We start from the raw sequence: 23,103 nt of genomic DNA on the forward strand, positions 1-23,103 counted from the left end.
CTTTTCCAATTGAGGAATTCGCGATTAATCATGATCCTCTTTCATAGCTTATTCCTAGCTTGCTTTTTTTTACGCCAGTTCGCTTTAATCGTTTTCAATTTATCAGACAAACCCATGCGGTCATCTGACATAAAATCTAAAAACTCCGAAAGCATCCTTGACTTCATCAGGGAATACATCGTCAGCGCTGAAATAGGAATAAATGTTGCGAAAAAATACAGCAGCCGCAGCCACGTTGCATCGTGCGACAAATCAAATAGATTCATCCCTAAAAACCCTGTCACGGTCGTGCCAACCAAACCCAGAATGGTCACCACTGTCAGGCGCACCACGGTATCGGCCTGACGGCGCAAATCATCGTTTTCCAGATATTGGCTCATACTGTCGATGGATTCCCTTACTTCTGCAAACAGAGCCTCTGTGCCCAAATGGCGGCGTGCCATATGAAAAATCTGATCGGCCACCACCTGATTTGATATCTCACAAAACCAGTAGCGCTGGGTAAAGCGTAAAAAAACCTCCTGCAAAACGCGTATCCCGCGCTTAAACCGCCGTGCCGAGCTGACATCGCCAATTTGCAGCCTCGACAGCGCCACCGCCAGCCGGTCAGAAAAAATAAGCAGCGCCGCTTTATGAAAATGCGCAATCATCATCAGCAAGAAATACTGATGCCTGAATTGCCCTAATGCGCCCGTATAGGGATCACTAAAAAAGCCATGCCCGTATTTACCCACCAGCACAAAAGCATGGCCATCGCACATCATGCGGGTAGACGATGCATCGTGACGACGTTCTGGCACCCAGAACCGGTCATAACAGCAGCTCGCTTCAAACTCCTGAAACACCTTAGGCGTGTAAGGTAAATCGCCTCCTTGCGAAGGCCGGGTCACCATGCCAAGGCGGTAAAAATCTTCATCTCTTAAATCAAACGGATCATCAAAAGCCAGATAGGCCATTAAGGGCATGCGGTGATATTCAATCTGCCGGTAGCGCAGCTCGCCCAATTCAGTGGAATGGTGCAAAACCAAAGGGCGCAACAGCGCGTCCCAGTGATTGGCCATGGGTGCAGCCCTAAACTCGCCAACATGGGATAGATATTTCGATTTATGGTCGTAATCAGACGCAGCAATCACCCCGCCTTTCACATCCAGCCATTTCACCTGTTGCAGGCAGCTGGCCGCGGTTTTGTCTTCATCCCATTGCGCCGGAAAAGCGCGGCCAAAGCGAAATAATGTGTCCTGAGCCCGTTGCAAGGGCACATTGTCGGCCAGAATTTCAAACGCCAGAATAACGATATCGATATCGTAAAAAAAATACAGATCGATATGCGCCACTTTAAAATCCTGCCGCGAGCCATCTTTGTAGTGCATGCGCACCGTGCAGATATCGTGCCGCCTGAATACATGCAGTGGCGAGCCACCATAGCCATCCGCACCGCCCCCCGCTTCTGCCGCACCTTCCCCGTATAAAAAGCGCTGCACATAGGGCAGAAAGGTGACAAATTCGCGATAATGGCGCTCCTGAAAAGCCAGCGGATCCATATCAAACACCGAAGGCCGCATCTGCCATGGCGAATCTTCTGCCACCAGCTCTTTCATCAGCTCCCAATGCCGCCCCATCACTGCGCCACTACCCACAGGCTGAGCCAAGGGCATTAACTGCAAGGGCCAGATCAGAATTTGCCTAAAGTGACGAACCATGGTTTCAGCAGCATCCGCCATCTTGACCTCCTTATTCTTCATTACGTCAGAATAGATCAAAGTCAGAAAATAATGAGCCGCAAAGGTGTAAGCAAAAAAAAGCCCTTGTTTACATCAAGTAAACAAGGGCTTTGGTATAAATCTCACCAAAATTACATTTTACATACCATGAACAGCATAAATCGCCAGCGTATTGCGCCAATAGCCTTGGTAATCCATACCACAGCCAAAAAGGAAGCGATCTTCTACTTGCAGACCAACGTAATCAGCAGTGACACCCACCGCCTTACGATCGTGCTTTTTATCAATCAGCACGGCAACACGCACTTCTTTTGCACCTTGCTCACGGCAGTATTCCAAGATGGCCGCCAGTGTATGGCCTTCATCCAGGATGTCATCCACGATAACGACAACGCGGCCCTTCATGCTTTCTTGCGGCTTTACTTTCCAATCCAGCACACCACCGCTGGTTTCTTTGCGATAACGCGTGGCGTGCATATAGGACACTTCCAGAGGGAAGCGTAAGCGTGGCAATAAGTGCCCTGACACAATCAAGCCACCATTCATAACGGTATAAACAATCGGATTGGCATATTGTAAATCAGCCGTCATCTCCACAGCCATGCGATCCAGCGCAGCCAGTACTTCTGCCTCGCTGTGCAGGCAATCCGAGTTATCAATAATGGTTTGGGCTTCAGGGAGTTCTAGGGTCACGATAGCGTACCTTTTCTTCAAGTCATTCAAATAAAAACGAGGGGACCGCCACGCAGGCAGCGGCCTCCACTACACATCTTTAATGCCCGGCGTAATCGCACACGGTAAACAAAGGAATACCCTGCTCACGCACGATTTTTGATCCGCCCAGCTCTGGCAAATCAACAATGGCAGCGGCCTCTACAATAGTTGCTCCAAGGCGGTTTAATAACTTCGCCGCAGCCACCATGGTGCCACCGGTTGCCACCAGATCATCAATTAACAATACGCGATCGCCCTTTTTGCAGGCATCGGTATGAATCTCTACCGTGGCCGAGCCGTATTCCAGCTCGTATTCTTCTGCCACCGTTAAAAAGGGTAATTTGCCTTTTTTACGCACCGGCACAAAGCCGAGGTTTAATTCATAAGCCACCACTGCACCCAGAATAAAACCACGCGCATCCACGCCTGCCACCATGTCTAAATCCATATCCATATACCGATGGACAAAGATATCAACCAAAACACGGAAGGTCTTTTTATCTTGCAATAAGGGCGTGATATCACGGAACTGCACACCCGCCTGTGGCCAGTCCGGCACGGTACGGATGCGATCGCGGATATATTCTGCGTAAGGTGGTTCTGCCTGCAATAAGCTCATCAAATCTCTTCCTTAACCAAACGCAGCAAATTTAACCAGCCACAGCGCGGTGATAATCAATACAGCAGGGCTTAAATCTTTATAGCGCCCGGCCAGCACTTTAATTGCGGCATAGCTGATAAAACCAAAAGCAATCCCGTCTGCAATCGAATAGGTAAACGGCATACCCACGGCTGTAATCACGGCAGGTGCAGCCTCGGTAATATCGTCCCAATCAATTTCGGCCAGACCACGGGCCATCAGTACGGCCACATAGCAAAGCGCAGGCGCGGTTGCATAGGCTGGCACAGTCCCTGCCAAAGGCGCCACAAACAGCGCAGCCAGAAACAAGGCTGCAACCACAAGGCTGGTTAAACCAGTACGGCCACCAGCAGCCACACCTGCAGCTGATTCAACATAGGCTGTAACACTTGAAGTACCCAAGGCCGCCCCTACCATAATGGCAGAAGAATCGGCGAACAGCGCTTTCTTTAAGCGTGGCAATTTGCCATCTTTATCCAGCAAACCCGAACGATGGGATACGCCGACTAAAGTCCCTGTGGTGTCGAACAAATCCACAAAGAAGAAAATAAACACGACACCCAGAAGGCCCGCATTCAACGCGCCTTTAATATCCATTTGCATAAAGGTTGGTGCAATCGATGGTGGCGGAGAAAACACACCTTTGAATTCGGTTAAGCCGAATAAAATCGATAACAGCGTCACACCCAATACGCCAATAATGATTGCGCCTTTTACCTTGCGATATTCAAGCGCCACAATTAAAAAGAAACCAAATACAGCCAATAATGTGCTTGGCGCATGGATATCACCCAATTGCACCATGGTCACTGGCGAAGCGGTAATCAGGCCTGCACTTTTCAAACCAATAATGGCCAAAAATAAACCCACACCCGCAGAAATAGCCAGCTTTAATGAATGCGGAATTGCATTCACCAGCACTTCACGCAATTTAAACGAGGAAACCAGCACAAAAATCACGCCAGAAATAAACACCGCACCCAAGGCCGTTTGCCATGGCACGCCCATTCCTTTTACCACAGCAAACGTAAAGTAAGCATTCAAGCCCATACCTGGTGCCAGCGCAATCGGGTAATTAGCTAGGAGCGCCATCACTGCTGTACCAAATGCGGCAGCCAGACACGTCGCCACAAATACGGCATTAAAGTCCATGCCGGTTTGCGCCAAAATGGCCGGATTGACAAAAATAATATAGGCCATGGTTAAAAACGTAGTAAAACCTGCAATCACTTCGGTTTTAACGCTAGTACCGTGTTCTTTTAGTTTGAACAATGCTTCGAGCATGAGCCCATTTCCCCGTTAGAAAAAACAAATAAGCCGGAGCCTGTTGTTATCTGATAGAAAACAACAAACGCCGACTTTCACACGTTAAAAAAAATTAACCACCAACACCCAATAAAGCCAATACACCTAATAAGGCAAATACGGCTGCAGCTACAAAACGAACATAGCGCAAAATATGCATCCGGGCAGCAATCCACTTACCCACAAACACAGCAGGCACATCTGCAATCATCATGCCTAGTGTGGTGCCCGCGATAACCGCCCAAAGCGGCTGATATTTCAGCGCCAGCGCCACGGTGACAACCTGAGTTTTATCGCCGATTTCGGCCAGAAAGAAGGCAACGGCTGTCGCTAAAAAGGCCCCGTAAGGCTTGATTTGTGCTTCTTCTTCGCCCATTTCGTCGGGCACTAGCGCCCAAGCAGCAATAGCTAAAAAGCCCAGGCCAATAATCCAGCGCAAAATAAGGGGGGAAATCATGCCTGCGACCTGCTGGCCAATCCAGCCTGCAGCAAAATGATTGAGTACAGTCGCAACAAAGATGCCTAAGATGATAGGCAGAGGACGTCGAAAACGTGCGGCAAGGATTAACGCAAGCAATTGCGTTTTATCGCCGATTTCGGCAACGGCGACAACGCCGGTAGAAATGAGAAAGGTATCAATCATCGAGTCGTGTTTCCGGGGCGGGCAGGATAGAGGTCGCGCAGCATTGCCCACCCCGGGAAATGCTGAACGAACCTCAGGTCTTGTCAGGCCTGCCTGCGCTCTGATAACAGAACACCGCTTCAGCCGAATACGCCATGAATCTATGGATTCAAGTATGTTGACGTATTCCCCGTAAAAGCTTTAAAAAGCCAATACAGGCGACTACTCCCCCGAAGACCAAAGCGCGGATTTTAACCACCCCTTATGCATGCTGCAATCCCAGATTACAAAAACCGCCTCTGCATAATACTATTTACATGCCTTAAATCTGTGTTTTGATCTGTTTCAGCAGGGCTGCACAGCCTGCCTCACACTGATCCAGAACGGTCTCAAACCCAGCAGCACCGCCATAGTAAGGATCCAACACTTCTGTTTCACCGCCTTCTGGCAAAACGGATAAAAATAATTTTACACGAGACATAAATTCAGGCGGGCAAAGCGACTGCAAAGCCCTTAAATGCCCCTTATCCATCGCCAAAATCAAATCAAACACTGCAAAATCACTTTGATTTACCACTCTGGCGCGTAAAAAAGATAAATCATAACCCCGCTTTTTTGCATGCTTTTGCGCTCGATCATCCGGCGCTTCACCCATGTGATAACGCTGAGTGCCTGCCGAATCAGCCTCAACAGCATGCTCCAGCCCCGCATCAGCCAGCATCCGGCGCATCACGCCATCGGCGCTTGGGCTTCTGCAAATATTGCCGGTACAAACAAAGAGCACTTTAAATTTTTTCATGATTCACCTTTAGCATAAACGGCCGTGATCCATCCGGTTGCCACGGACGATTACGACACACCTTTTATTAAATATTTACGACATGCAACATTTTCAAATGCAACACAGTTACAATTGAAAAAAATTTCTCCAACGAGGACCTGACGTGATTCATCGCCTGCTCGCCATTTTACTGACAACGCTTATCAGCCACTCGCTCTTTGCAGCCGATGCCCGCCCGATCAAATGGAGCGATTTGCAGCCCGATTCGTCCAGCTTACGCGCAGCAGTGGGTAATTTAAGCCCGGAACAAAAAACAAGACTTACACGCGCTTTTCAACAGCGCCAGCAAAAAGCCATTATGGCCGCAGGCAAATTTAAACCATCCGACCTCAGCACAGATATCAATGCGCTGCTGAATGAAGACTTTAATGACATGGAGCCTTTAGTCGAAAAAATCAGTGCTTATGAAAAAAGACGCACCAGCGAAATGCAAACCGCGCTCAACAATCAAGCGGTAAAGCTGGATGGCTATTTACTACCTCTAAAGCAAAACAATAAAAAAGTGACTGAATTTATTCTGGTCCCCGTCATTGGCGCATGCATCCATGTTCCTGCACCGCCGCCAAATCAAATGATTGTTGTGCAATACCCAAAAGGCTTTCCATCCAGCAACTTATTTGCCCCGGTCACTGTCAGCGGCAAGCTGCTCGTTAAATCATCCAAATCAGATGTAGCTTGGTCTGATGGCAGCAGCAAAGTGGATGTCGGCTACGCCATGACCGCCAACGAAGTACGTGAATATCAAGCCCCAAAATAAACACCAGGATACCAGCATGAACAACCTACTACTTAGTGCATTACTTACTTTATCTTTCAGCGGGCTAGCCTCTGCACACGGCGCTCATGTGCATGGCGTAGCAGAAATGGATGTGGCCATCGAAGGCAACAAGCTAGTGATCACGCTTGAAAGCCCGGCCGACAACCTACTTGGCTTTGAACACAAACCTAAGAATGACACCGAAAAAGCAAAGCTTAAGGCGGTGACCGAACAATTACAAAATGCGGGCAATTTATTTGCAATTGATGCATCCGCACAGTGCAAAGCCGCTGCGCCCAGCGTAAAAATGCCTGATTTTGCCAAGGGCGGACACAGCGATATTGAAGCCGAATATCACTTTGAATGCGCCGCCACACCAGGGACCATCGCACTTACCCTTTGGAAAAACTTCCCGGGCTTTAAGAAAATCACAGCCAACCTGGCCAATACCAATGGGCAAAAGCAAATCACGCTTAAATCAGGCCAGATGCTGAATTTGAAGTAAGTAAGCTACAGCAAGTATGCCCGCAAGAGCAGCCTTAGCTACTCCTGCGGCACCCCACCCACGTTAATAAACGCAACACCATCAAGCCCCTGCTGTGCCTGTAAAACAACGGGCAATGTCCAACAAAGGTAAGCCGTGATCCAGATCGAAAACCTGCAGTTCTCCTGGCCGGGCAGCGCTCGCCCGACGCTCAGCATCCCGGAATTTAAGCTTGCTAAAGCCGAACACCTGTTTTTGCACGGCCCCAGTGGCAGCGGTAAAAGCACCCTACTTTCTTTACTCACGGGCATTCATTTACCGCAAAGTGGCCGAATCAAAATACTGGGACAGGATTTATCCCGACTATCCGGGCCTGGGCGGGACCGCTTCAGAGCAGATCATTTGGGCTATGTATTCCAACAATTTAACTTGCTGCCTTATTTATCGGTACTCGACAATGTGCTGCTACCCTGCCAGTTTTCCAAATTGCGCCGACAGCGTACAGGCGAGCCTAAAGCGCAGGCCCTGCATTTGCTTGAACGACTCGATTTACATACGCACTTACATCAGTCAGTCAGCGCGCTGTCAGTTGGCCAGCAGCAACGCGTGGCGCTGGCCCGCGCACTGATAGGCGCGCCCGAAATTCTGATTGCAGACGAGCCCACTTCGGCCTTGGATGCAGAAAGGCGAGGCGCATTTATCGAGCTTTTATTTGAATGCGCCAAAGAGCATCAGACCGCCATCTTGCTGGTCAGCCACGACCCACAGCTCGCCATGCATTTTGACCGCAGCGTCAGCCTGCCCGCCATCAATACGATGGAGACACACGATGTTTAAAATTGCATTTAAAAGCTTACTCAGCCGCAGGCTCACCGTCGCCCTTTCTATACTCACCGTGGCATTATCTGTTTTACTGCTGATCGGCGTAGAAAGACTGCGCACAGAGGCCAGAAATAGTTTCTCCAGCACCGTAAGTGGTACTGATCTGATTGTGGGTGCACGAACAGGATCGGTGCAGCTTTTGCTGTACAGCGTCTTTCGCGTTGGCAATGCGACCAATAATATTGGCTGGGGCAGCTACCAAAAGCTCGCCAAAGACGAGCGTGTGGCATGGACCATTCCTGTATCGCTTGGCGACAGCCATAAAGGCTTTTCAGTCCTTGGCACCAGCCGCGATTACTTTAAATACCTACAATTTGGCGACAGCCAGCATCTGCAGCTTGCTAAGGGCACGATCTTTGCACGCACACATGATGCAGTGCTCGGTGCCAATGTCGCCAAAAAACTCGGCTATCAGTTGGGCGGAAAAATCGTTCTAACCCATGGCAGTGGTGAAGGCGCGATGTCTGAGCACAGCGATCAGCCCTTTAGCATCACCGGCATTCTGGCCCCAACGGGCACCCCAGTTGACGACACTGTTCATGTTTCGCTGGATGGCTTAACGGCTATTCACGAGGGCTGGGAATCAGGCAGCGCCTCGCTACTGTCTTCAATGGGCGTACTTGCCACAGATGAAAACCGCAGCATTGCACCGCCGGTGACGATTACCGCTTTTTATGTTGGGCTTAAATCACGCACCTCACTATTTAGCTATCAGCGCGCCGTTAATCAGTTTTCTGATGAAACCCTGATGGCGATCATGCCGGGTGTGGCGCTTTCCGAGCTTTGGCAGCTAATGAAAATCGCCGAACAGGCCTTATTGGTGGTCTCAGGCTTTGTTATGGTGATTGGCTTACTGGGCATGCTCACCGCCCTGCTAACCGGGCTAAACGAGCGCCGCCGCGAAATGGCGATCCTGCGCTCGGTAGGCGCAAGAGCATGGCAGATATTTGTGCTGGTGATGGGCGAAACGCTGCTGCTAGTCAGCACCGGCACGGCCGCAGGCGTTGGCTTACTCTACCTGATCATCATCGCCTGCCGCCCGTTGTTGCGCGAATTTTATGGCCTGAGTCTTGCCATCAATCCCCCCACACAAACCGAGTTTTTAATGCTGGGGGCAACCTTAGTGGCCGGGGCACTCATCGGCGCGATTCCCGCGTGGCGTGCTTACCGGATGTCTTTAAGTGATGGATTAAGCCAGCAGAGCTAGCTGCGGCGGGGCTAAAGGTATGCGGCCTATCTTTTGCAGAACAGAAGAAACCCACCGGATTTTTGTATGAAATGCTACAGAAAACGGCGGGTTTCGCACGCCCAACAATAATTCAAACACTGGCAACCCTTGCCGTCGCCTTACCGCTATAAAAAGATACCTCGATAAAAAATAGCCATAAATGGAATAAGTCATGAATACCGAATCAGAGATGATCTTAAAAATCATCCTTACCGGCCTTGGTGCCACCTTGCTCATGGACCTGTGGGCCTTACTATTGAAACGCATTTTTAATATTCAATCGCTAAATTGGGCTATGGTGGGCCGCTGGATCGGCCATATGCAGAGCGGGCGTTTTAGACATGACAGCATTGCCAAGGCTTCGCCAATCAAGGGGGAATTACAGATAGGCTGGCTAGCCCACTACGCAAGCGGTGTTTTCTTTGCGGCTTTGCTCACCGCCATCGCCGGGCCAGAATGGCTGACTCAGCCTGTGGCGCTGACTACCATTCTATTTGGCATAGCGACCGTGGTTTTTCCATTTCTTATGATGCAACCCAGTATGGGCGCAGGGCTAGCCGCCTCTAAAACCCCCAATCCTAAGCAAGCCCGACTACGCAGCCTGATGACCCATACAGTCTTTGGCGTGGGCTTGTATGGAGCGGCCTTGTGTTTAAGTTTTTTGTACCGCTGAATCATACATTGCCAAACTCGTCCCTTCTGCTTCACACACATTAATCATTGCTTGGCGTTTGGCTAATTGACAGAGATAAGGGCCTAAGCTTGGAAAGGATAAGGGCGGCTTTTTAAAATCACTCGCCCAGTGCGATAACATAAATAAATAGTAATCACACACCGTCATATAATCACCCACTAAAAACGTTTTGCCCTCTAACTCCGCATTTAACAGACTAAACATTTCAGTAATACGGCTTTCCTGAGCCTCAGCAATAGCGGCAGTACAATTAAGCACCGTTGTGTGTTCGGCCGGATAAAAATAAAGCATCAACTCTGGCTGCAAGCTTGCATTTAAATAAAAAAGCCACTGATAAAACTTGGCACGAAGCGGGTCTGTCACATCAGGAATTAAACCAGCCTGTGGATTTTGCTCGCATAAATAAAGGCAAATGGCCGCACTTTCAAAAACCACTACGTCTTTATGCACTAAAGTCGGAATACGCCCGGCAGGATTTAAGCGCATGTATTCTGCAGATTTCTGCGCCTTAGATTTTCGATCAACCAGCACCAGCTCATAATCCACACCCATTTCTTCAAGAAAAATATGGGGAACCCAGCTGGCATTTCTAGGGTAATAATAGAGTTTATACACTCCTGAAACTCCCTGTTATTTTTGTATCATTTTTTATTTCACGAACAATCAGCAAATAAAATATAAATACGCCGATTAATTCAGCACATTTCCAAGCAATATAATCGCGGCAAATTATTCAACAAAAACAGCTTTTTGGCGCATATCTGCAGGCATCTGAATTTTCCAGCGCGCCAGCTCATGGCTACTAAAAACAAAAGCGCCTTCCTGCAAGAATACAGGCCAGTAAGAGCCGGGTAAACGGTCGGGATTTTGCAATATTTTTTCAGCCATATCGGCAGCGGCTTTACCTTGCGCTGCCCCTTGCAGCACAAAGCCCCCTACTGATTTTCCTTTGCCTACAGCAAAATCCCAGAATGCGAACAAGGGCTTATCCGAATGGCTGTTTGTCCAAGCAAGCACCTCTTCAGAATCAGCATTCAACCCTTTGTCATTTTTTAGGCTTTGATAAAGACCAATAACGACTGCATCATAATTATTTTGCCCAGCATCCTCAATTTCTGTTTTCCATTCGGCCAATGACTTACAAAGCTTCACATCAAATACAACATTATTTAAAACCAGCGAAGGGCGTCCCATAAATGAATCATTAAAAACAATATTTGATGTACGGTCCCCATCAAAAAGAATCAGTACCTTTTTAGCTTTTGGCAATAATGTCTTAATAAAATAGGATGAGCGCTGAAACAAGGGGCGCTCCAGTATTCCGCTAATATACTTTGGGTCTTTTTTAAAATAAGAGCGGGGGTTTTTATTAATCCCCAGATACACAGCAGGGATTGCCCTTTCTTCGATTTTCTCTCCCAAAAACTCCAGCGCGGCATCATCCCCCAGTATCACTAAAGCCGGCTTAAGTTCATCAATCAGCTTTAGAGCTTTTTCAGCCATCCCTGCCACGTCTTCAGACGGCAGCCTTTTTGTATTCATCTCAAAAAATGTTAATTGATACTTCCGCCCCAATTTATCGCTGATTTGCTTTCTGTATTCTGCATCCCATTTATATTCTTTGTGATAGCTTTCTACGACAAAAATTTGCTTGCCGGCCGCAAAGACGTCAGAAAAAGACAATAGTATAAAAATGAATAAAACTTTCACAGCAAAGCTCCTTGCTCATAAAAATTTTAAGCTGCTAGGCATAAACAGCGTCTGTTTCATCATAGCAGAAGCACTTGAAATCATTTTCATCAGAACTCAGCCGGGCACTTAATTCACTTACAGAATCATCGCGCATTTCAAACACTCAATGGCTTACTTATTGGCTGGCCCAGCCTGCTTATCCATATACAAAGACTTATTCAATACATTCAGCCCACGATATGAAGCAGGCAATTAAAAAATCAACTTCTAGGCCGGGCGAAAGACATGACATACAACCCAGTACTACCACCATGCCTGAAAATGATGAACTGGCCCTATTCCATGGCCAACTTCCAATTGATCTGCTGCTGCAATTGCAGCCAGCAAATACTGCTTTGCGGCCTGCACCGTGCTCACCCAATCTGAATGCCGGGGACGTAAAGCGGCCAATGCGGCTGACAGCGTACAACCTGTGCCGTGAGTATGCTTTGTGGCGATTCGTTCCGCAGCAAAGCGGGTAACGCTGGCTGGCGTAATCAGCCAATCCGGGCTTTCTTGCCCGCCTAAATGCCCGCCTTTCATCAATACCGCCTTTGCCCCCATTTCAAGCAATGCATGCCCCTGCGCTTGCATTTCCTCTTCATTGCACGCTTCTGCCACGCCCAGCAAGGCAGCGGCTTCGGGCAGGTTTGGGGTAATTAAATCGGCCAGCGGCAACAGCTGACCGCGGATGCCTGCAATCGCTTCCGGCAACAACAGCGGATGGCCGCCTTTGGCGATCATCACGGTATCCAGCACCACACAAGCTGGCTGGTGCCGGCGTAAGCCCTGAGCCACGGCACTGACGATTTCAGCATTGGCCAACATGCCGATTTTGACGCTATCAACGCGAATATCATCCAGCACGGCGTTGAGCTGTGCCAGCACAAAATCAGGCGGCACAGGGTGAACAGCATGTACCCCTTGCGTATTTTGGGCGGTAAGCGCGGTAATCACGCTCATGCCATAAGCGCCCAGCGCCGAAAAAGTTTTTAAATCCGCCTGAATACCCGCGCCACCGCCAGAATCCGAGCCTGCAATTGTGAGTGCATTAATCATCAATCAATCCATAGAAATACGCGGCGGGGTACATCCCATGCGCGCTAAGCAAATTGTTTTTTTATTAGCAAACAGCGAAAAGCATAACAACCACGCTCTTTGCATAGGGCTTTTTAAAGTGAGGGGGTGTGAGATAAATCCACAGGGGTATGCACGATAAGTGGGACTGGTTGGGATCATACGGGAAGCTTTGGGACTGTTGAAGTGAAATACTCTTGCTGCAGGTGAAAAGCAAAACGAGCCACAAATTGGCTCGTTTTTGTTTACACAAACAGATCCTGCTGTCTGCGGGCAATCTCTTCCAGCCGTACTGTTTTGACTATCTTATAGATCCACTGCAGCGACACACCAAATTTTCGGGCCAGATCGCTGTGATTGGTGCCGTCAAACTCGTCATAAATAAGCTGGTCCCGTTTGGATAGTCTCACCGACAAGCCCATCGGAAAATAAATATTCTGCCCGCCCCAATGTGCGGCCATCCGGTCTGCAATCTCGCTGGCCAATTGCGCGGCTTTTTCCTGATCGATGCTCGCCAGCTCAACCAATGCCGCTGCAATATTGTCGGTCAGATCGACCAGCAACTCTGGGCCTTTGCTGCGAAAGTTTTTATCCATGCTCATGATTTTTCCTTTGAATGATTCAAATGATCCGTCATGAATTCCCACGCCGCTTGCATCGGATCAAACGCGCCACGGCTGGTGAGACTGAGTAATCTAGCAATCTCAATCTTCACCTCTTCAGTGCAGCCAACAGCGTCAATCTCTTGCTGCAGCTTGGTAACGGCGGCGGGTAGAAACCGCATCGCCCATTTTTTTAGTGATTCAATCAGCGTTTGCGCCTGCCTGTGATTAATCCACTGCAGCGCCTCTACACCCGTCATTCGTTTCACATACGCACCCAGTGCCGCCTCTGATGCATTATTAACGCCGCCCAACTCATGCAAAAACAACCACAGCGCCCGGATTTTTTTGCTCGTTTCTTCCTGATCCAATGGTCGGCTTGAACCCGCCTTTGCAGATGTCACTTTAAAACCCCGCCGTTTCAAATGGGCCAGCACTGCAAGTGCTTTCGGTACGCTTAAATTCTTGGCTGATTCAACACCCGCAATCTCTTTCAACATGGCGCGATAGGTGTCGTCATCCATCGCAAGCTGTTTTTTTGCAATGTGGATTTGAGCTAAATGAGCATTACTTGCCATGATCAGATTCCAGATTAAATTCACTTCGCACAACGCCCTTATAGATAAAGGCGCTGTACGCAGGGGATTAGCGGTTAACTGCGGTTTTTAAATCCTTGCTCACGCTAAATTTAGCGGTGCGGCTGGCGGCAATCGTGATGGTTTCACCCGTGCGAGGATTGCGGCCCTCGCGCTCGGCACGCTCCGCCACCGACAACTTACCCAACCCCGGCAACGTCACATCATCACCATTAGCCAGCGCCTCTTGCGTGACCTCACCCAATGCACTGAGAAACGCCTCAACATCGGCTTTGCTCATCTGACGGTCTTGAAGCTTGATTGCTAATTTGTTGATCAAGTCTGCTTTAAACATGCTTTGCTCCTTTTGAGCGTTAAAAAGTTTTTACAACTACACCCCCGCAACATCAAGCGAAATGGCTTCGTATTTGCCTTCCTTGCCCACCCGCTCATACACGCGAATATAAGGCACTGTGCCTTGCACCCGCAGGCTCTCACCCAGGGCTAACATCGCCAGCTCCCACTTGCCCGTGGCATCCACCATTTGCAAACGACGAAGGCCAAGCACGCGGCCTGCGCTGATTTTTCCTTCCTTATCCACCTGAAAAGCGTCGTTCACCAGTACGCGGATATTCGGGTTTGCACCCTCAGACCAGCTATTGACGCACTCGTCGATCAAGGCCTTCGCAGCTTGTAGCCCTTCATCAAACGTCAGCACGTCATGCATGGCCCGCACGACTTTATATTTACCGTCAAATGTGGTCAGCGTCACATTGCCCTTTTTACCGCCGATGGGCGCGTTATAGCGTTCAAAACTCAGATCGCAAAACGCCTCCACATCGCCCATCAGATCCAGCTTAAATTTACGCAGCAAATCGCGCATTTCTTTGGCTTTACCCACGATTTCTTTAACCAGCTTGTCGCGCTCGATATCGATCTCTTTGATGCTTGCTACGGGGATGAACCGCCCCTTGGCATCTTCCATAAAATCTTCAGGTTTCATGATTTCACTCCAGCTTTTAGACGCTTCTTCAGTTTTTCCAGCTCGCTGCGCGATTTCTGCATGCGTTCCGGGGTAAAAAAATCCTGGCCACTGTCCGTGCGGGGTATGTACCAACTTTTAGGCTGATACGTTTTTCCCTTTTCCCGTGCCGGTGGTAAATCCGGTGGCGGTGGGCGTTCATCAATCCCTGCCACCCCCGCCGCGATCGCCACCAGCTCCGCCTGGTAATCATCCCAAACTTTGCGGCGAGCCAATGAGCGATCCATCCCAGCCGCAACCCGCTTTTCAACCTTTGCAGCCAGCTCAGCACGGGTGGCCTCGTCCAGATCGCGCATCACGCCGCTTCGCGCCATAAAATATGCACGCCATACATTTGTGTGGCTTGCACGCAAACACGCACACCCTCCACATCGCGCACCTGCATACCGCTGAGCATCACATTGCGCAGCGCCTTACGAAAATGCGCGTCAATCTCCAGCGTGATCGCATCATCTGCAGGCACCACTTGCGAGCTGGGGATCACCCGCAGCACTGGCACTCCAAACCCACGCAAACGGCGCAGTGCCTCGTTTTCGCGGTTCAGCACATCGGGCTTCAATACAGTAGCGCTCATGATTTCACCTCCAGCCATTGGATCAGGCAGCCATTCATTTCAAACTGCCACACCTCAAACGTCCCCGTGTGATTGCATACGCAGCGCACACGCTCGGCACCAAAATCGGCCTTAAATTTGGAGCAGTAACCGTGGGCGTATTCAATCAGCACAAACGGCTTTCCAGTTAGCTCATCCTTGCTGCCCTGCAAAGCCACTGATAAACCTTTGCGTATCAACCAATCTATGGCGCGTAACGACATGGTTACGTGTTCAGCGACCTTCATCGCCTTGGCCAGCCCTAGGCGCTGTAAATCCACAGCATGCATTGCGATTCCCATCTCACACCCCCTTCACTACATCAGCAGTGACAACCGGCGCACCCAGCTGCGCCGCCAGATTCATGCACGCAGTCAGCAGATTGCCCACTGCCAGTGGATACAACAAAGAAACCACTTCATTACGCCCAGTCCGGCCGCTGGCTAAAGTCAGCTTGGCCCGCAGCGCCTCAATACCGCTCGCGTCGATCACCTCGGCCACCGGCTTATTCATGCGGCTAAATTTGAATTTCAGATAGTCTTCCAGCCGTGCGCCATCCAGAGGCAGCAGCTCCACTACCTCGCAGCGCTGTACCACCTCGCGCACTTCAGAATTGCGTTCAGAAAGCTTGGCTTTTAGTTCTGGCTGGCCCACCAAGATGATGCTCAGCAGCTTTTTGAAACCCATTTCCAGCTCAAAAAACCGCTTCAGATGCTTCAGCGTGGCAATCGGCAGCGAGTGGGCTTCGTCGATAATCAGGCAGTGGCTGTACCCTGCCTGATGGCTGTCGCACAGCGCCGTGTGCAGCTGCTTAAACCGCGCCTCTGGATTAACTCGGTTTCTTTGCAGCGGGGCCACCGCGCTTTTAATCGCCTCAACAATATCGCTGGCTTTTAGTGTTTTGCCGCTGCGATCATTCCCCTCCATCGCCAAAACATAAGGGCGAATAATCATAATCGGCAGGTTTTCGCGCAGGATACGGTCCTGCAAATCGCGCATCAGCGTAGTTTTGCCCGCGCCAGATTCCGCCACCACCGCCATCATTCCGCCGTGCTTAGCGGTCTGAAACATCGCCTCGCGCACATAGCGCACATCGGGGCTGATATACATATCCTCATGCGACTGCACCGCCTCATCCGCAAACGGATCTCGAAACAGCCCAAAATGCTTGCGAGTGGCTTGATGCAAGGTTTGTTTTCTAAGCAACATGACGTCATCCTCGTTGAGTGCAGTTTTTGAATGGTGAATCCGCGCGTTTTGAACCTGATCGTTATTCACCCGAATCCCTGTAAACGCAGTAGGGCTTGGTTCTACATCAAATACATACAGGGTTTGGGCCACAGCCGCGCCGTGCTCCGCCAGAAACGCCAAAATGGCCGTTTTTAATTCATCCGTCTTTTTGAGCTTGGGCCAATCGTTGTGGTTAATGATTTGCGCTACACCCGCATCTGAAACACCAATCGCGGTAGCCAAATCACATTGCTTTATTAATAAAGAGTGCAATACGCCTTTTAATCTCAACATTTTCAGCTCCTTAATCAGGCCGCTTTAACGATGCGTAACGGTGTTTTTTTATCTGCAGCAGGGCTAATCAGCTCGGCGGCGATCACTTCTATTTGCTCCTGAGGCACACCAGCAGGGAAACGCTGCTGTAGCCAAGCAAAGCGTTCGCCCGACCATTCCCCACCAGCGTTTTCAACAGCAATCTTCAGCAATTTGGCTGCTTCAATATGCGTAAGCGGCGGGAACTCAATCACTGGCGCGGTTAGGTCATGCTCCATACCTCTGCGTGGCAGATAGGTCGGCAGCTGGGCATCATCAATATGTTTATAAGGATCAAGCTGGCCGCCAAAGGGCAATGCCTTGGCTTTACGGGCGGCCTCTGCTTCGGCCAGTGAATCTGTACCCATTACCAGCTGCTCAATCTGTTTCACCGCCCGTTGGGCCGGTGTTTCCGCGTGGGATTTAAACTCACCAAAAGTCGCGGCTGATTCAGCAAAGCCGTATTCGTTTTTCAGCACCTCAGGCACGATGTGGAACACCTCCATGCCGTCCTCATTCACCAACACCACCTGCGCCGCATCACTGCGCCATGGGTTGCGAGTGATCATCAGTTTTTCGCCCACCATCACATCCGGCACGCTGGACACATCAAACTCACGCCCTTGGAATGAAACTCGTAATTTAGGCGACACCTTGCGGCTTTCCGGCTCGGCCACCGCCAGCTCGCGGCATACCTCAACCGATGGCGCTTTAATCAGCTGGCTGGCTAAAATCGTCATCCACATCTGATTGCGCGTCTTACCGTGGCGGCTATGCACTGCGGTAGCGTTAAAATGAGCACGCCATTTCTTAGCCAGCGCATTTAACTCGTCCAAATTAGCCACCGGCTGGAATTTCAAGCCCGGCTCCAGCTTGCGTTCGATAATATTGCGGGCGTTTTCAACTTGGCCGGTGGCGCGGGCGCTGCCTGCCTTATGCACCACCATCTGGATGCCCAGCGCCCGGCACAGGTTTTTAGTCATGGATGCCGTATTGGCCGAGCCGGGGTCCAGATTCAGGATCTTTGGCACCCCGTGCAGCAGGTCTGCACCACCACGCTCCTGCATGGCATTAATCAGTACCGAGCAGAGGTTTTCACCCGACTCTGCCCCCATCACGTATTCCACATAAATCCAGCCACTGCAGTGCTCGGTGATTTCATAACTCCACACCCGATCAGCTGCAATCCGCGCCACGTTTTTAGGTTTGTTTTTATAAAACTCCGTGTGATCCATCACCCGCAGGCCGTTTGCGTTCAGATCAATAGACGGCTTCAGGTAATACAACACGCACAGACTGGCATCGATTTGCCAAACATGATTAGGGTGCAGGCTGGCCAGCTCCGTTACCGGCGCAGGGGCCAGTAACTGATCTGGGTGGAGGCCATACGTACGCAGTGCCCGTGAAATACTGGAGGTCGATAAGAGCCTGACTTCCCCCGACGCTTTATCAACACACTCCGCCCGGATCATGGCATTCGCCCGCAGTGTTTCCACCGCATCCGCCACTGAATACAAACGTTTGCCATTTTTACGGGTTGACTCCATCAGCAGTGCCGAAATCAGCATCGCCTCATCCCGGCTTAGCTGGCTCTGCCCCGCATCGTTGCGCTGTTTACGTGGCTGAGTCACGGAGACCTCCTTCAACCTTCTGGCCAGCGTGCCGGGGGAAAGGCATAAATCGCGGCACGCTATTTCATAAATAGCGCCTTTGCCGCCATGCCCGGCAAGGCGGGCAGCTTGTGCCACAGCAACAATGCGTTCGGTGAGGACGGCGCTCATGGCTTAGGCCTCTTCCTGCGCGGCAGGCAGCGGGGCTTCTTCTCTTAGCCAGGCAGGCATCGCTTCACCATCAGGGGCTTCTTTAATACTGAATTCACCACGCAGCTGATTAAGCGTAAATTGCAATTGTCCCAATAGCCCCGCCATAAAATCGTCATGCGGGATGGCGGATTTTTCGCTGTGTTGTAACAGCGTTTCAAATGCCGCATGTAATTTACCGCGCAGAATGGATTCCGCTTCAAAAGCAAAGGCACTGGCCTCTTTGCGGATTTCTGCGCCTTCAACATCGGGGGTGGGGACTTTTACATGGGTTTTACGGGCAGAAAGCTTGGTCGCCAACTCGTCGATTTTGCTGTTCTTATCGGAGAGCAAACGACCTTGAGCGGTGGCGTTATCACGCGATTCACGCAAAGCGAGCTTTAGCTCCCGCACGCTCATACGATCCACTTCGTCAAGAGTCAGTCCTGCGACAGTTCCACCGTCAGTAAGTGCAACTAATTCATCATCATCTTCAACCATCAGCTCAAATAGTTTTGATTTACCCAAAACGGCAAACGTTTGCCGTTTTGAATCAAGTGCGGGAGAGGTGTACTTAATCGTTGCCTGCATCATTAAACGGGCGGTGCGATCATTCAGGCCAAGCTGCTGCTGAACAATCTCAATAAACTCCCCATGTGCTTCATTCTCTTTCAACACAATCAAACGCTTACCTGCTTCCAGCATGGCCTCGGCGCTTTGCGCCATATAAAACCGCGCTTCATTCACAATACGGATGCGGTCATAAAGCTGCCCATCCCCAAAACGCTGGCTAATATCCTGCGTTAAAGTGCTCATTTGCTGCTGCTGAGCCATCAACTGCTCTGCGGGCAATGACGGTAAATCGATGATTTCACTGGCGGTTTGCTTTTCGCGTCCCATCTCACATCTCCTTTAGTTCATGGCCCCAGCCACGATACGACGATTAATTTCAGTAATCCGGTCCTGCAACTTCGCCACATGCTCGGCATGGGCCTGGGCGATTTGCAGCATGGCAATGCTGTGAGCGAAACGCCCGTTGTCTAACTTCACCACCAGACCCGCATCAATCAGATCCGCCATATCGCGGGTGATGGTGGCGGGGCTGCAACCTAATGCATCGGCCAAATCCTTATTCGATAGGCCGGTAATCGTGTGGCCGCGCAGTGCTTTAAGTACCTGCAACACCCGGCTGCCTTTGCCGCTGGCTTGGGTTTTGCTCATTCTTCCTCCTTGCCAGCGTGGCTGGCGGTTAATCACTGCAGGCCCGGACTACCGTCCGACTAGATAAATACTTTCACTAGGTGAAAACTTATTACCGTAACTGAAACCGAACAGGCATAATCAGTAAGCTAATCAGCACATCGGCAGCAGGCTGGGCTTTGCAAGCCCTAAACAGCAAATCCCCCAGCCCATGTCATAGTGATTATGGAATCAATTGATTCCAATTTCAGGGTGTTTTATGGATATTTTTAATTCCATTGGGGACAGGCTGCGTGCAGAGCGCGAACTCATGGGACTATCCCAAACCGAATTCGCCGCCATTGCCGCCCGTGCAGGCGTGCCCGGAGCCACCCGCCAATCTCAATCACTGTATGAAAAAGGCAAGCGCCAGCCCGATGCGGGCTATCTGGCCGCCATCGCCCATGCCGGGGCGGATATCGCCTATATCCTTACCGGCGAGCGGGAACACCCCGCGCCGCAACGGCTGAGCGCCGAAGAACAAACCCTGCTCAATGAATTTCGCGCCATGGACGAAAAAACGCGCAAACGCATCCTCGCGTTTGCCCTGAGCGGCGAAACCCCAGCCAGCAGCAAATTTGCCGTAGCAGGCCATGTTGGCCAGCAAATAGAATCCGTCAGCGGAGGAGATTTCAGAATTGATATGACGACAAGCAGGAACGAAAAATAATGCAGCAAGGCGTGAAAATAGAAGGCAATGTAGGCGTGGCCGTGAATGCCGAACCCGGCGCGGCGATCCATTTTCATCTGTCGCAAAGCAACCCCACCCAAAACGCCGCCCTCAACCATGCCGTCTCCAAACTGATGAAAATCTGCACCGAGGGCCAGTGCAAAGAAGAAATAGAAAAAATCAGCCAAACGCTCTACGGCATCAGCCTGTTTAAAAGCCTGCAACCAGAACAAATCGCCACCCTGCAAAAAATCGCAGAAGTGATACAAACACGAACCATGCGTGACTCGGAAAAACAAGAAAAAACCAACGCCTTACTGGCAACAAAAGAGCTGGCCGCCAGCCTTGCTACACAACAGCTAACCCAAAAGCAAACCGATTTAGAGCAACAAACGCTAAGGGCAAATAGCGCTGTTGAAAAAATGAATCAGCCCTGTATGAGCTGTGCAGAGCACGCCAGCAGCAAACGCCTTGTCGCCGCAGCCATACTACTGATCATCATGGGGATGATGCTTTGGTACAGGTAAATAGCCATTGAGTATCAAAACCCTGCAGCCACAACATACACTTACAAAGAAGTTTAATAACGATGAATGAAAGCCAACTCCCTCAGAAACTCTGTCTCAGAAATATCTATGAACTATTAGGAGAAGTCTTTTATATCCCAGCCTATCAGCGCGGATATCGCTGGGGAGCAAGCCAAGTAAAAGATCTATTGGATGATATCTGGGAGTTTAGTCAATCGGCGGGGGGGAATGATTCTGCATTTTATTGCCTGCAGCCGGTCGTTGTCATTCGGCAGAACGATTGCTGGCAGGTTGTAGATGGGCAGCAAAGGCTCACTACGCTCCGTCTTATTCTGCACTATATGGAGCAGGAGCATCTGAGACGCCCTTTAGCGGATGCTTATAAAAAGTCCTTGTATACGCTGCAATATGAAACTCGCCCAGAATGTGAAGCATTTCTACAGAGAATTCACGAAGAATCCAACTTAGATAATATTGATTTCTACCACATGGTCAAAGCGTACGAGGCGATTCAGACCTGGTTCGCTGAAAAAGATTTCAATGATAACAACAAGTTGATGGCAATCTTATTGGCCAAATCTGCAGAAGAACGTGCTGTAAAGGTCATTTGGTATGACCTGAGTGATGAATGCGTCAATAACGATTATGCCATTGATGTTTTTTCACGCATTAATATCGGCAAAATTCCACTGACTAATGCGGAATTAATTAAAGCTTTATTTTTACAAAAAAATCATTTCCATAATGATCAGGCCAGATTGAAACAATTGCAGATTGCCACCGAATGGGATGCTATAGAAAAACGCCTTCAGGAGCCCGCACTCTGGTATTTCATCAGTAATTCGAACGAACGATACCCAACACGGATTGAATATATCTTCGACCTAATGAAGGGGAAAAAGCCGAGTGATGAGGCATTTTTCACTTTTCATAAGTTCCATGAAGATTTCAAGACCGACAAGATAGATGTTGAGCAGTTGTGGCAAGGAATTAAGCGTTATTTCCTGACTTTTGATGAATGGTTTCAGGATAGGGAGCTATATCACTTAATTGGCTATCTTGTTGATTGTGGGAAGGAAATAGCCACTTTAAAACAGAAATCAGAACAGGAAAACTCCACTAAAACAGACTTTAAAAACCACCTAAAAACGCAAATCCGTGGCTTGGTCAACGTTCAGTTAGATAATCTTGAATATGGCAACGCTGACATTAAAAAATTGCTTTTGTTATTTAATATTCAAACCTTATTGTCAACAAAGGAAGCCGACGTTCGTTTCCCTTTTGACCGCTATAAGCAAGAAAAATGGGATATCGAGCATATTCGCTCCCAAACAGACTCCTCACCTGCGGGTACAGCTCGACAAGAATGGCTAAGAGATATTGAGACATACTTTGGCAAAAGTGAAGCCAAAGAAGGGCAAGAATTTGCTACGCAGGCAAGCAGTCTGCTTGATAAAGAGCGTATTGATGAAAGTGAATTCAAAGAATTCTATGAAAGGGTGATCAGGTTTTTCAAACAAGGCCCCATATCATGGGGAGATCAGCTAGGAAATCTAGCCTTACTCGACGCCACAACAAACCGAAGCTACAAAAACGCGCTCTTCCCAATCAAGCGGGCCCGCATTATTGACAATGATAAAAATGGGGTTTTTATCCCCATAGGCACCAAGAACGTTTTTTTAAAATATTACAGCCGCCAATCCGTGATTGAACTAATGCATTGGGAAGAATCGGATGCAAAAGATTATCAGCATGCGATAGGTGAAATGCTAAAAGACTATTTGCCTGAGCAGGAAGGAACAAGTAAATGAGTAGGATA

Annotated in this window: 28 protein-coding genes and 1 riboswitch; of the genes, 8 read left to right on the forward strand and 20 right to left on the reverse strand. The window is 49.6% G+C overall.

What is annotated here, in order from left to right; translation table 11 throughout:
• Positions 1–41: 41 nt before the first annotated feature.
• From DYD62_RS12070 to DYD62_RS12095, 6 genes are all read right to left on the reverse strand, one after another.
• Positions 42–1,721 carry a magnesium transporter CorA family protein gene (locus tag DYD62_RS12070; RefSeq protein ID WP_115227564.1) on the reverse strand — a complete coding sequence of 560 codons (1,680 nt, stop codon included), beginning with the start codon at positions 1,719–1,721 and terminating at the stop codon, positions 42–44.
• Positions 1,722–1,859: 138 nt separating this feature from the next.
• Complete coding sequence (locus tag DYD62_RS12075; protein ID WP_115227565.1) at positions 1,860–2,414, reverse strand: hypoxanthine-guanine phosphoribosyltransferase; 555 nt, start codon at positions 2,412–2,414, stop codon at positions 1,860–1,862.
• A gap of 79 nt (positions 2,415–2,493) precedes the next feature.
• Complete coding sequence (locus tag DYD62_RS12080) at positions 2,494–3,054, reverse strand: adenine phosphoribosyltransferase (protein ID WP_115227566.1); 561 nt, start codon at positions 3,052–3,054, stop codon at positions 2,494–2,496.
• A gap of 12 nt (positions 3,055–3,066) precedes the next feature.
• On the reverse strand, positions 3,067–4,359 hold the full coding sequence (locus tag DYD62_RS12085; RefSeq protein WP_099396195.1) for an NCS2 family permease: 1,293 nt from the start codon (positions 4,357–4,359) through the stop codon (positions 3,067–3,069).
• A 94-nt stretch (positions 4,360–4,453) separates the two neighbouring features.
• Positions 4,454–5,023 (reverse strand): TMEM165/GDT1 family protein, encoded by a 570-nt coding sequence (locus tag DYD62_RS12090; protein ID WP_205836294.1) that lies wholly within the window; start codon positions 5,021–5,023, stop codon positions 4,454–4,456.
• Between the two features lie 105 nt (positions 5,024–5,128).
• A riboswitch (yybP-ykoY riboswitch) is annotated at positions 5,129–5,238 on the reverse strand.
• 86 nt (positions 5,239–5,324) lie between these two features.
• A complete protein-coding gene (locus DYD62_RS12095) occupies positions 5,325–5,801 on the reverse strand; it encodes a low molecular weight protein-tyrosine-phosphatase (RefSeq protein ID WP_115227567.1) in 477 nt (158 codons plus the stop codon).
• 145 nt (positions 5,802–5,946) lie between these two features.
• Between DYD62_RS12095 and DYD62_RS12100 the strand changes: the two genes are divergently transcribed.
• The 5 genes from DYD62_RS12100 to DYD62_RS12120 all read left to right on the forward strand — a co-directional run bounded on the left by DYD62_RS12100 (position 5,947) and on the right by DYD62_RS12120 (position 9,867).
• Positions 5,947–6,600, forward strand: a complete 654-nt coding sequence (locus tag DYD62_RS12100; protein ID WP_115227568.1) for a DUF3299 domain-containing protein — start codon at positions 5,947–5,949, stop codon at positions 6,598–6,600.
• A 16-nt stretch (positions 6,601–6,616) separates the two neighbouring features.
• On the forward strand, positions 6,617–7,105 hold the full coding sequence (locus DYD62_RS12105; protein WP_115227569.1) for a DUF2796 domain-containing protein: 489 nt from the start codon (positions 6,617–6,619) through the stop codon (positions 7,103–7,105).
• Between the two features lie 135 nt (positions 7,106–7,240).
• Complete coding sequence (locus DYD62_RS12110) at positions 7,241–7,921, forward strand: ABC transporter ATP-binding protein (RefSeq protein ID WP_115227570.1); 681 nt, start codon at positions 7,241–7,243, stop codon at positions 7,919–7,921.
• Positions 7,914–9,173 carry an ABC transporter permease gene (locus DYD62_RS12115; RefSeq protein WP_115227571.1) on the forward strand — a complete coding sequence of 420 codons (1,260 nt, stop codon included), beginning with the start codon at positions 7,914–7,916 and terminating at the stop codon, positions 9,171–9,173. Before DYD62_RS12110 ends, DYD62_RS12115 begins: the two co-directional genes overlap by 8 nt.
• A gap of 193 nt (positions 9,174–9,366) precedes the next feature.
• Positions 9,367–9,867, forward strand: coding sequence for a DUF2938 domain-containing protein (locus DYD62_RS12120; protein WP_115227572.1), 501 nt, complete (start codon positions 9,367–9,369; stop codon positions 9,865–9,867).
• Here DYD62_RS12120 and DYD62_RS12125 read toward each other — a convergent pair.
• The 14 genes from DYD62_RS12125 to DYD62_RS12190 all read right to left on the reverse strand — a co-directional run bounded on the left by DYD62_RS12125 (position 9,847) and on the right by DYD62_RS12190 (position 20,069).
• Entirely contained in the window at positions 9,847–10,503 is a 657-nt protein-coding gene (locus DYD62_RS12125) for a glutathione S-transferase family protein (protein ID WP_115227573.1), read from the reverse strand. The genes DYD62_RS12120 and DYD62_RS12125 overlap by 21 nt on opposite strands.
• Positions 10,504–10,617: 114 nt before the next feature.
• Positions 10,618–11,598: a hypothetical protein gene (locus tag DYD62_RS12130; protein ID WP_115227574.1), complete on the reverse strand. Its 981-nt coding sequence runs from the start codon at positions 11,596–11,598 to the stop codon at positions 10,618–10,620.
• A gap of 285 nt (positions 11,599–11,883) precedes the next feature.
• Positions 11,884–12,678 (reverse strand): bifunctional hydroxymethylpyrimidine kinase/phosphomethylpyrimidine kinase, encoded by a 795-nt coding sequence (gene thiD / locus DYD62_RS12135; RefSeq protein WP_115227575.1) that lies wholly within the window; start codon positions 12,676–12,678, stop codon positions 11,884–11,886.
• 263 nt (positions 12,679–12,941) lie between these two features.
• Positions 12,942–13,298, reverse strand: a complete 357-nt coding sequence (locus DYD62_RS12140) for a Mor transcription activator family protein (protein WP_233702910.1) — start codon at positions 13,296–13,298, stop codon at positions 12,942–12,944.
• The gene (locus DYD62_RS12145) at positions 13,295–13,876 is read right to left on the reverse strand and encodes a gp16 family protein (protein ID WP_115227576.1); all 582 of its coding nucleotides are present in this window, start codon (positions 13,874–13,876) and stop codon (positions 13,295–13,297) included. Before DYD62_RS12145 ends, DYD62_RS12140 begins: the two co-directional genes overlap by 4 nt.
• 67 nt (positions 13,877–13,943) lie before the next feature.
• The gene (locus tag DYD62_RS12150; protein WP_115227577.1) at positions 13,944–14,228 is read right to left on the reverse strand and encodes an HU family DNA-binding protein; all 285 of its coding nucleotides are present in this window, start codon (positions 14,226–14,228) and stop codon (positions 13,944–13,946) included.
• A gap of 36 nt (positions 14,229–14,264) precedes the next feature.
• Complete coding sequence (locus DYD62_RS12155; RefSeq protein ID WP_115227578.1) at positions 14,265–14,876, reverse strand: DUF3164 family protein; 612 nt, start codon at positions 14,874–14,876, stop codon at positions 14,265–14,267.
• Positions 14,873–15,229, reverse strand: a complete 357-nt coding sequence (locus tag DYD62_RS12160; RefSeq protein ID WP_115227579.1) for a hypothetical protein — start codon at positions 15,227–15,229, stop codon at positions 14,873–14,875. Before DYD62_RS12160 ends, DYD62_RS12155 begins: the two co-directional genes overlap by 4 nt.
• Positions 15,211–15,489, reverse strand: a complete 279-nt coding sequence (locus DYD62_RS12165; protein WP_115227580.1) for a hypothetical protein — start codon at positions 15,487–15,489, stop codon at positions 15,211–15,213. The genes DYD62_RS12160 and DYD62_RS12165 overlap by 19 nt, the downstream gene beginning before the upstream one ends.
• The gene (locus DYD62_RS12170; protein ID WP_115227581.1) at positions 15,486–15,809 is read right to left on the reverse strand and encodes a hypothetical protein; all 324 of its coding nucleotides are present in this window, start codon (positions 15,807–15,809) and stop codon (positions 15,486–15,488) included. Before DYD62_RS12170 ends, DYD62_RS12165 begins: the two co-directional genes overlap by 4 nt.
• Position 15,810: 1 nt before the next feature.
• A complete protein-coding gene (locus DYD62_RS12175; RefSeq protein WP_115227582.1) occupies positions 15,811–17,031 on the reverse strand; it encodes an ExeA family protein in 1,221 nt (406 codons plus the stop codon).
• A 14-nt stretch (positions 17,032–17,045) separates the two neighbouring features.
• Positions 17,046–18,830 (reverse strand): integrase catalytic domain-containing protein, encoded by a 1,785-nt coding sequence (locus tag DYD62_RS12180; RefSeq protein ID WP_115227583.1) that lies wholly within the window; start codon positions 18,828–18,830, stop codon positions 17,046–17,048.
• 3 nt (positions 18,831–18,833) lie between these two features.
• Positions 18,834–19,748 carry a DUF3102 domain-containing protein gene (locus DYD62_RS12185; RefSeq protein WP_115227584.1) on the reverse strand — a complete coding sequence of 305 codons (915 nt, stop codon included), beginning with the start codon at positions 19,746–19,748 and terminating at the stop codon, positions 18,834–18,836.
• 12 nt (positions 19,749–19,760) lie between these two features.
• Positions 19,761–20,069 (reverse strand): helix-turn-helix domain-containing protein, encoded by a 309-nt coding sequence (locus DYD62_RS12190; protein ID WP_115227585.1) that lies wholly within the window; start codon positions 20,067–20,069, stop codon positions 19,761–19,763.
• 238 nt (positions 20,070–20,307) lie between these two features.
• On the opposite strand from DYD62_RS12190, the gene DYD62_RS12195 reads away from it, so the two are divergent.
• From DYD62_RS12195 to DYD62_RS12205, 3 genes are all read left to right on the forward strand, one after another.
• Entirely contained in the window at positions 20,308–20,757 is a 450-nt protein-coding gene (locus DYD62_RS12195; protein WP_174900835.1) for a helix-turn-helix domain-containing protein, read from the forward strand.
• Positions 20,757–21,284, forward strand: a complete 528-nt coding sequence (locus tag DYD62_RS12200) for a hypothetical protein (protein WP_115227586.1) — start codon at positions 20,757–20,759, stop codon at positions 21,282–21,284. Before DYD62_RS12195 ends, DYD62_RS12200 begins: the two co-directional genes overlap by 1 nt.
• 62 nt (positions 21,285–21,346) lie before the next feature.
• Positions 21,347–23,095 (forward strand): DUF262 domain-containing protein, encoded by a 1,749-nt coding sequence (locus tag DYD62_RS12205; protein WP_115227587.1) that lies wholly within the window; start codon positions 21,347–21,349, stop codon positions 23,093–23,095.
• The last annotated feature ends 8 nt before the right edge of the window (positions 23,096–23,103 follow it).

It is taken from the genome of Iodobacter fluviatilis, from assembly GCF_900451195.1.
Taxonomy (GTDB): Bacteria; Pseudomonadota; Gammaproteobacteria; order Burkholderiales; family Chitinibacteraceae; genus Iodobacter; species Iodobacter fluviatilis.

Excerpts from the sequence above, each read along its gene's own strand:
- DYD62_RS12155 (WP_115227578.1), bottom strand. The coding sequence starts at position 14,876 with ATGAAACCTGAAGATTTTATGGAAGATGCCAAGGGGCGGTTCATCCCC.
- thiD (WP_115227575.1), bottom strand. The coding sequence starts at position 12,678 with ATGATTAATGCACTCACAATTGCAGGCTCGGATTCTGGCGGTGGCGCG.
- DYD62_RS12165 (WP_115227580.1), bottom strand. The coding sequence starts at position 15,489 with ATGAGCGCTACTGTATTGAAGCCCGATGTGCTGAACCGCGAAAACGAG.
- DYD62_RS12175 (WP_115227582.1), bottom strand. The coding sequence starts at position 17,031 with ATGTTGAGATTAAAAGGCGTATTGCACTCTTTATTAATAAAGCAATGT.
- DYD62_RS12115 (WP_115227571.1), top strand. The coding sequence starts at position 7,914 with ATGTTTAAAATTGCATTTAAAAGCTTACTCAGCCGCAGGCTCACCGTC.
- DYD62_RS12070 (WP_115227564.1), bottom strand. The coding sequence starts at position 1,721 with ATGGCGGATGCTGCTGAAACCATGGTTCGTCACTTTAGGCAAATTCTG.
- DYD62_RS12090 (WP_205836294.1), bottom strand. The coding sequence starts at position 5,023 with ATGATTGATACCTTTCTCATTTCTACCGGCGTTGTCGCCGTTGCCGAA.
- DYD62_RS12190 (WP_115227585.1), bottom strand. The coding sequence starts at position 20,069 with ATGAGCAAAACCCAAGCCAGCGGCAAAGGCAGCCGGGTGTTGCAGGTA.
- DYD62_RS12145 (WP_115227576.1), bottom strand. The coding sequence starts at position 13,876 with ATGGCAAGTAATGCTCATTTAGCTCAAATCCACATTGCAAAAAAACAG.
- DYD62_RS12170 (WP_115227581.1), bottom strand. The coding sequence starts at position 15,809 with ATGGGAATCGCAATGCATGCTGTGGATTTACAGCGCCTAGGGCTGGCC.
- DYD62_RS12140 (WP_233702910.1), bottom strand. The coding sequence starts at position 13,298 with ATGAGCATGGATAAAAACTTTCGCAGCAAAGGCCCAGAGTTGCTGGTC.
- DYD62_RS12160 (WP_115227579.1), bottom strand. The coding sequence starts at position 15,229 with ATGGCGCGAAGCGGCGTGATGCGCGATCTGGACGAGGCCACCCGTGCT.
- DYD62_RS12200 (WP_115227586.1), top strand. The coding sequence starts at position 20,757 with ATGCAGCAAGGCGTGAAAATAGAAGGCAATGTAGGCGTGGCCGTGAAT.
- DYD62_RS12180 (WP_115227583.1), bottom strand. The coding sequence starts at position 18,830 with ATGAGCGCCGTCCTCACCGAACGCATTGTTGCTGTGGCACAAGCTGCC.
- DYD62_RS12205 (WP_115227587.1), top strand. The coding sequence starts at position 21,347 with ATGAATGAAAGCCAACTCCCTCAGAAACTCTGTCTCAGAAATATCTAT.
- DYD62_RS12085 (WP_099396195.1), bottom strand. The coding sequence starts at position 4,359 with ATGCTCGAAGCATTGTTCAAACTAAAAGAACACGGTACTAGCGTTAAA.
- DYD62_RS12150 (WP_115227577.1), bottom strand. The coding sequence starts at position 14,228 with ATGTTTAAAGCAGACTTGATCAACAAATTAGCAATCAAGCTTCAAGAC.
- DYD62_RS12120 (WP_115227572.1), top strand. The coding sequence starts at position 9,367 with ATGAATACCGAATCAGAGATGATCTTAAAAATCATCCTTACCGGCCTT.
- DYD62_RS12185 (WP_115227584.1), bottom strand. The coding sequence starts at position 19,748 with ATGGGACGCGAAAAGCAAACCGCCAGTGAAATCATCGATTTACCGTCA.
- DYD62_RS12080 (WP_115227566.1), bottom strand. The coding sequence starts at position 3,054 with ATGAGCTTATTGCAGGCAGAACCACCTTACGCAGAATATATCCGCGAT.
- DYD62_RS12105 (WP_115227569.1), top strand. The coding sequence starts at position 6,617 with ATGAACAACCTACTACTTAGTGCATTACTTACTTTATCTTTCAGCGGG.
- DYD62_RS12095 (WP_115227567.1), bottom strand. The coding sequence starts at position 5,801 with ATGAAAAAATTTAAAGTGCTCTTTGTTTGTACCGGCAATATTTGCAGA.
- DYD62_RS12195 (WP_174900835.1), top strand. The coding sequence starts at position 20,308 with ATGGATATTTTTAATTCCATTGGGGACAGGCTGCGTGCAGAGCGCGAA.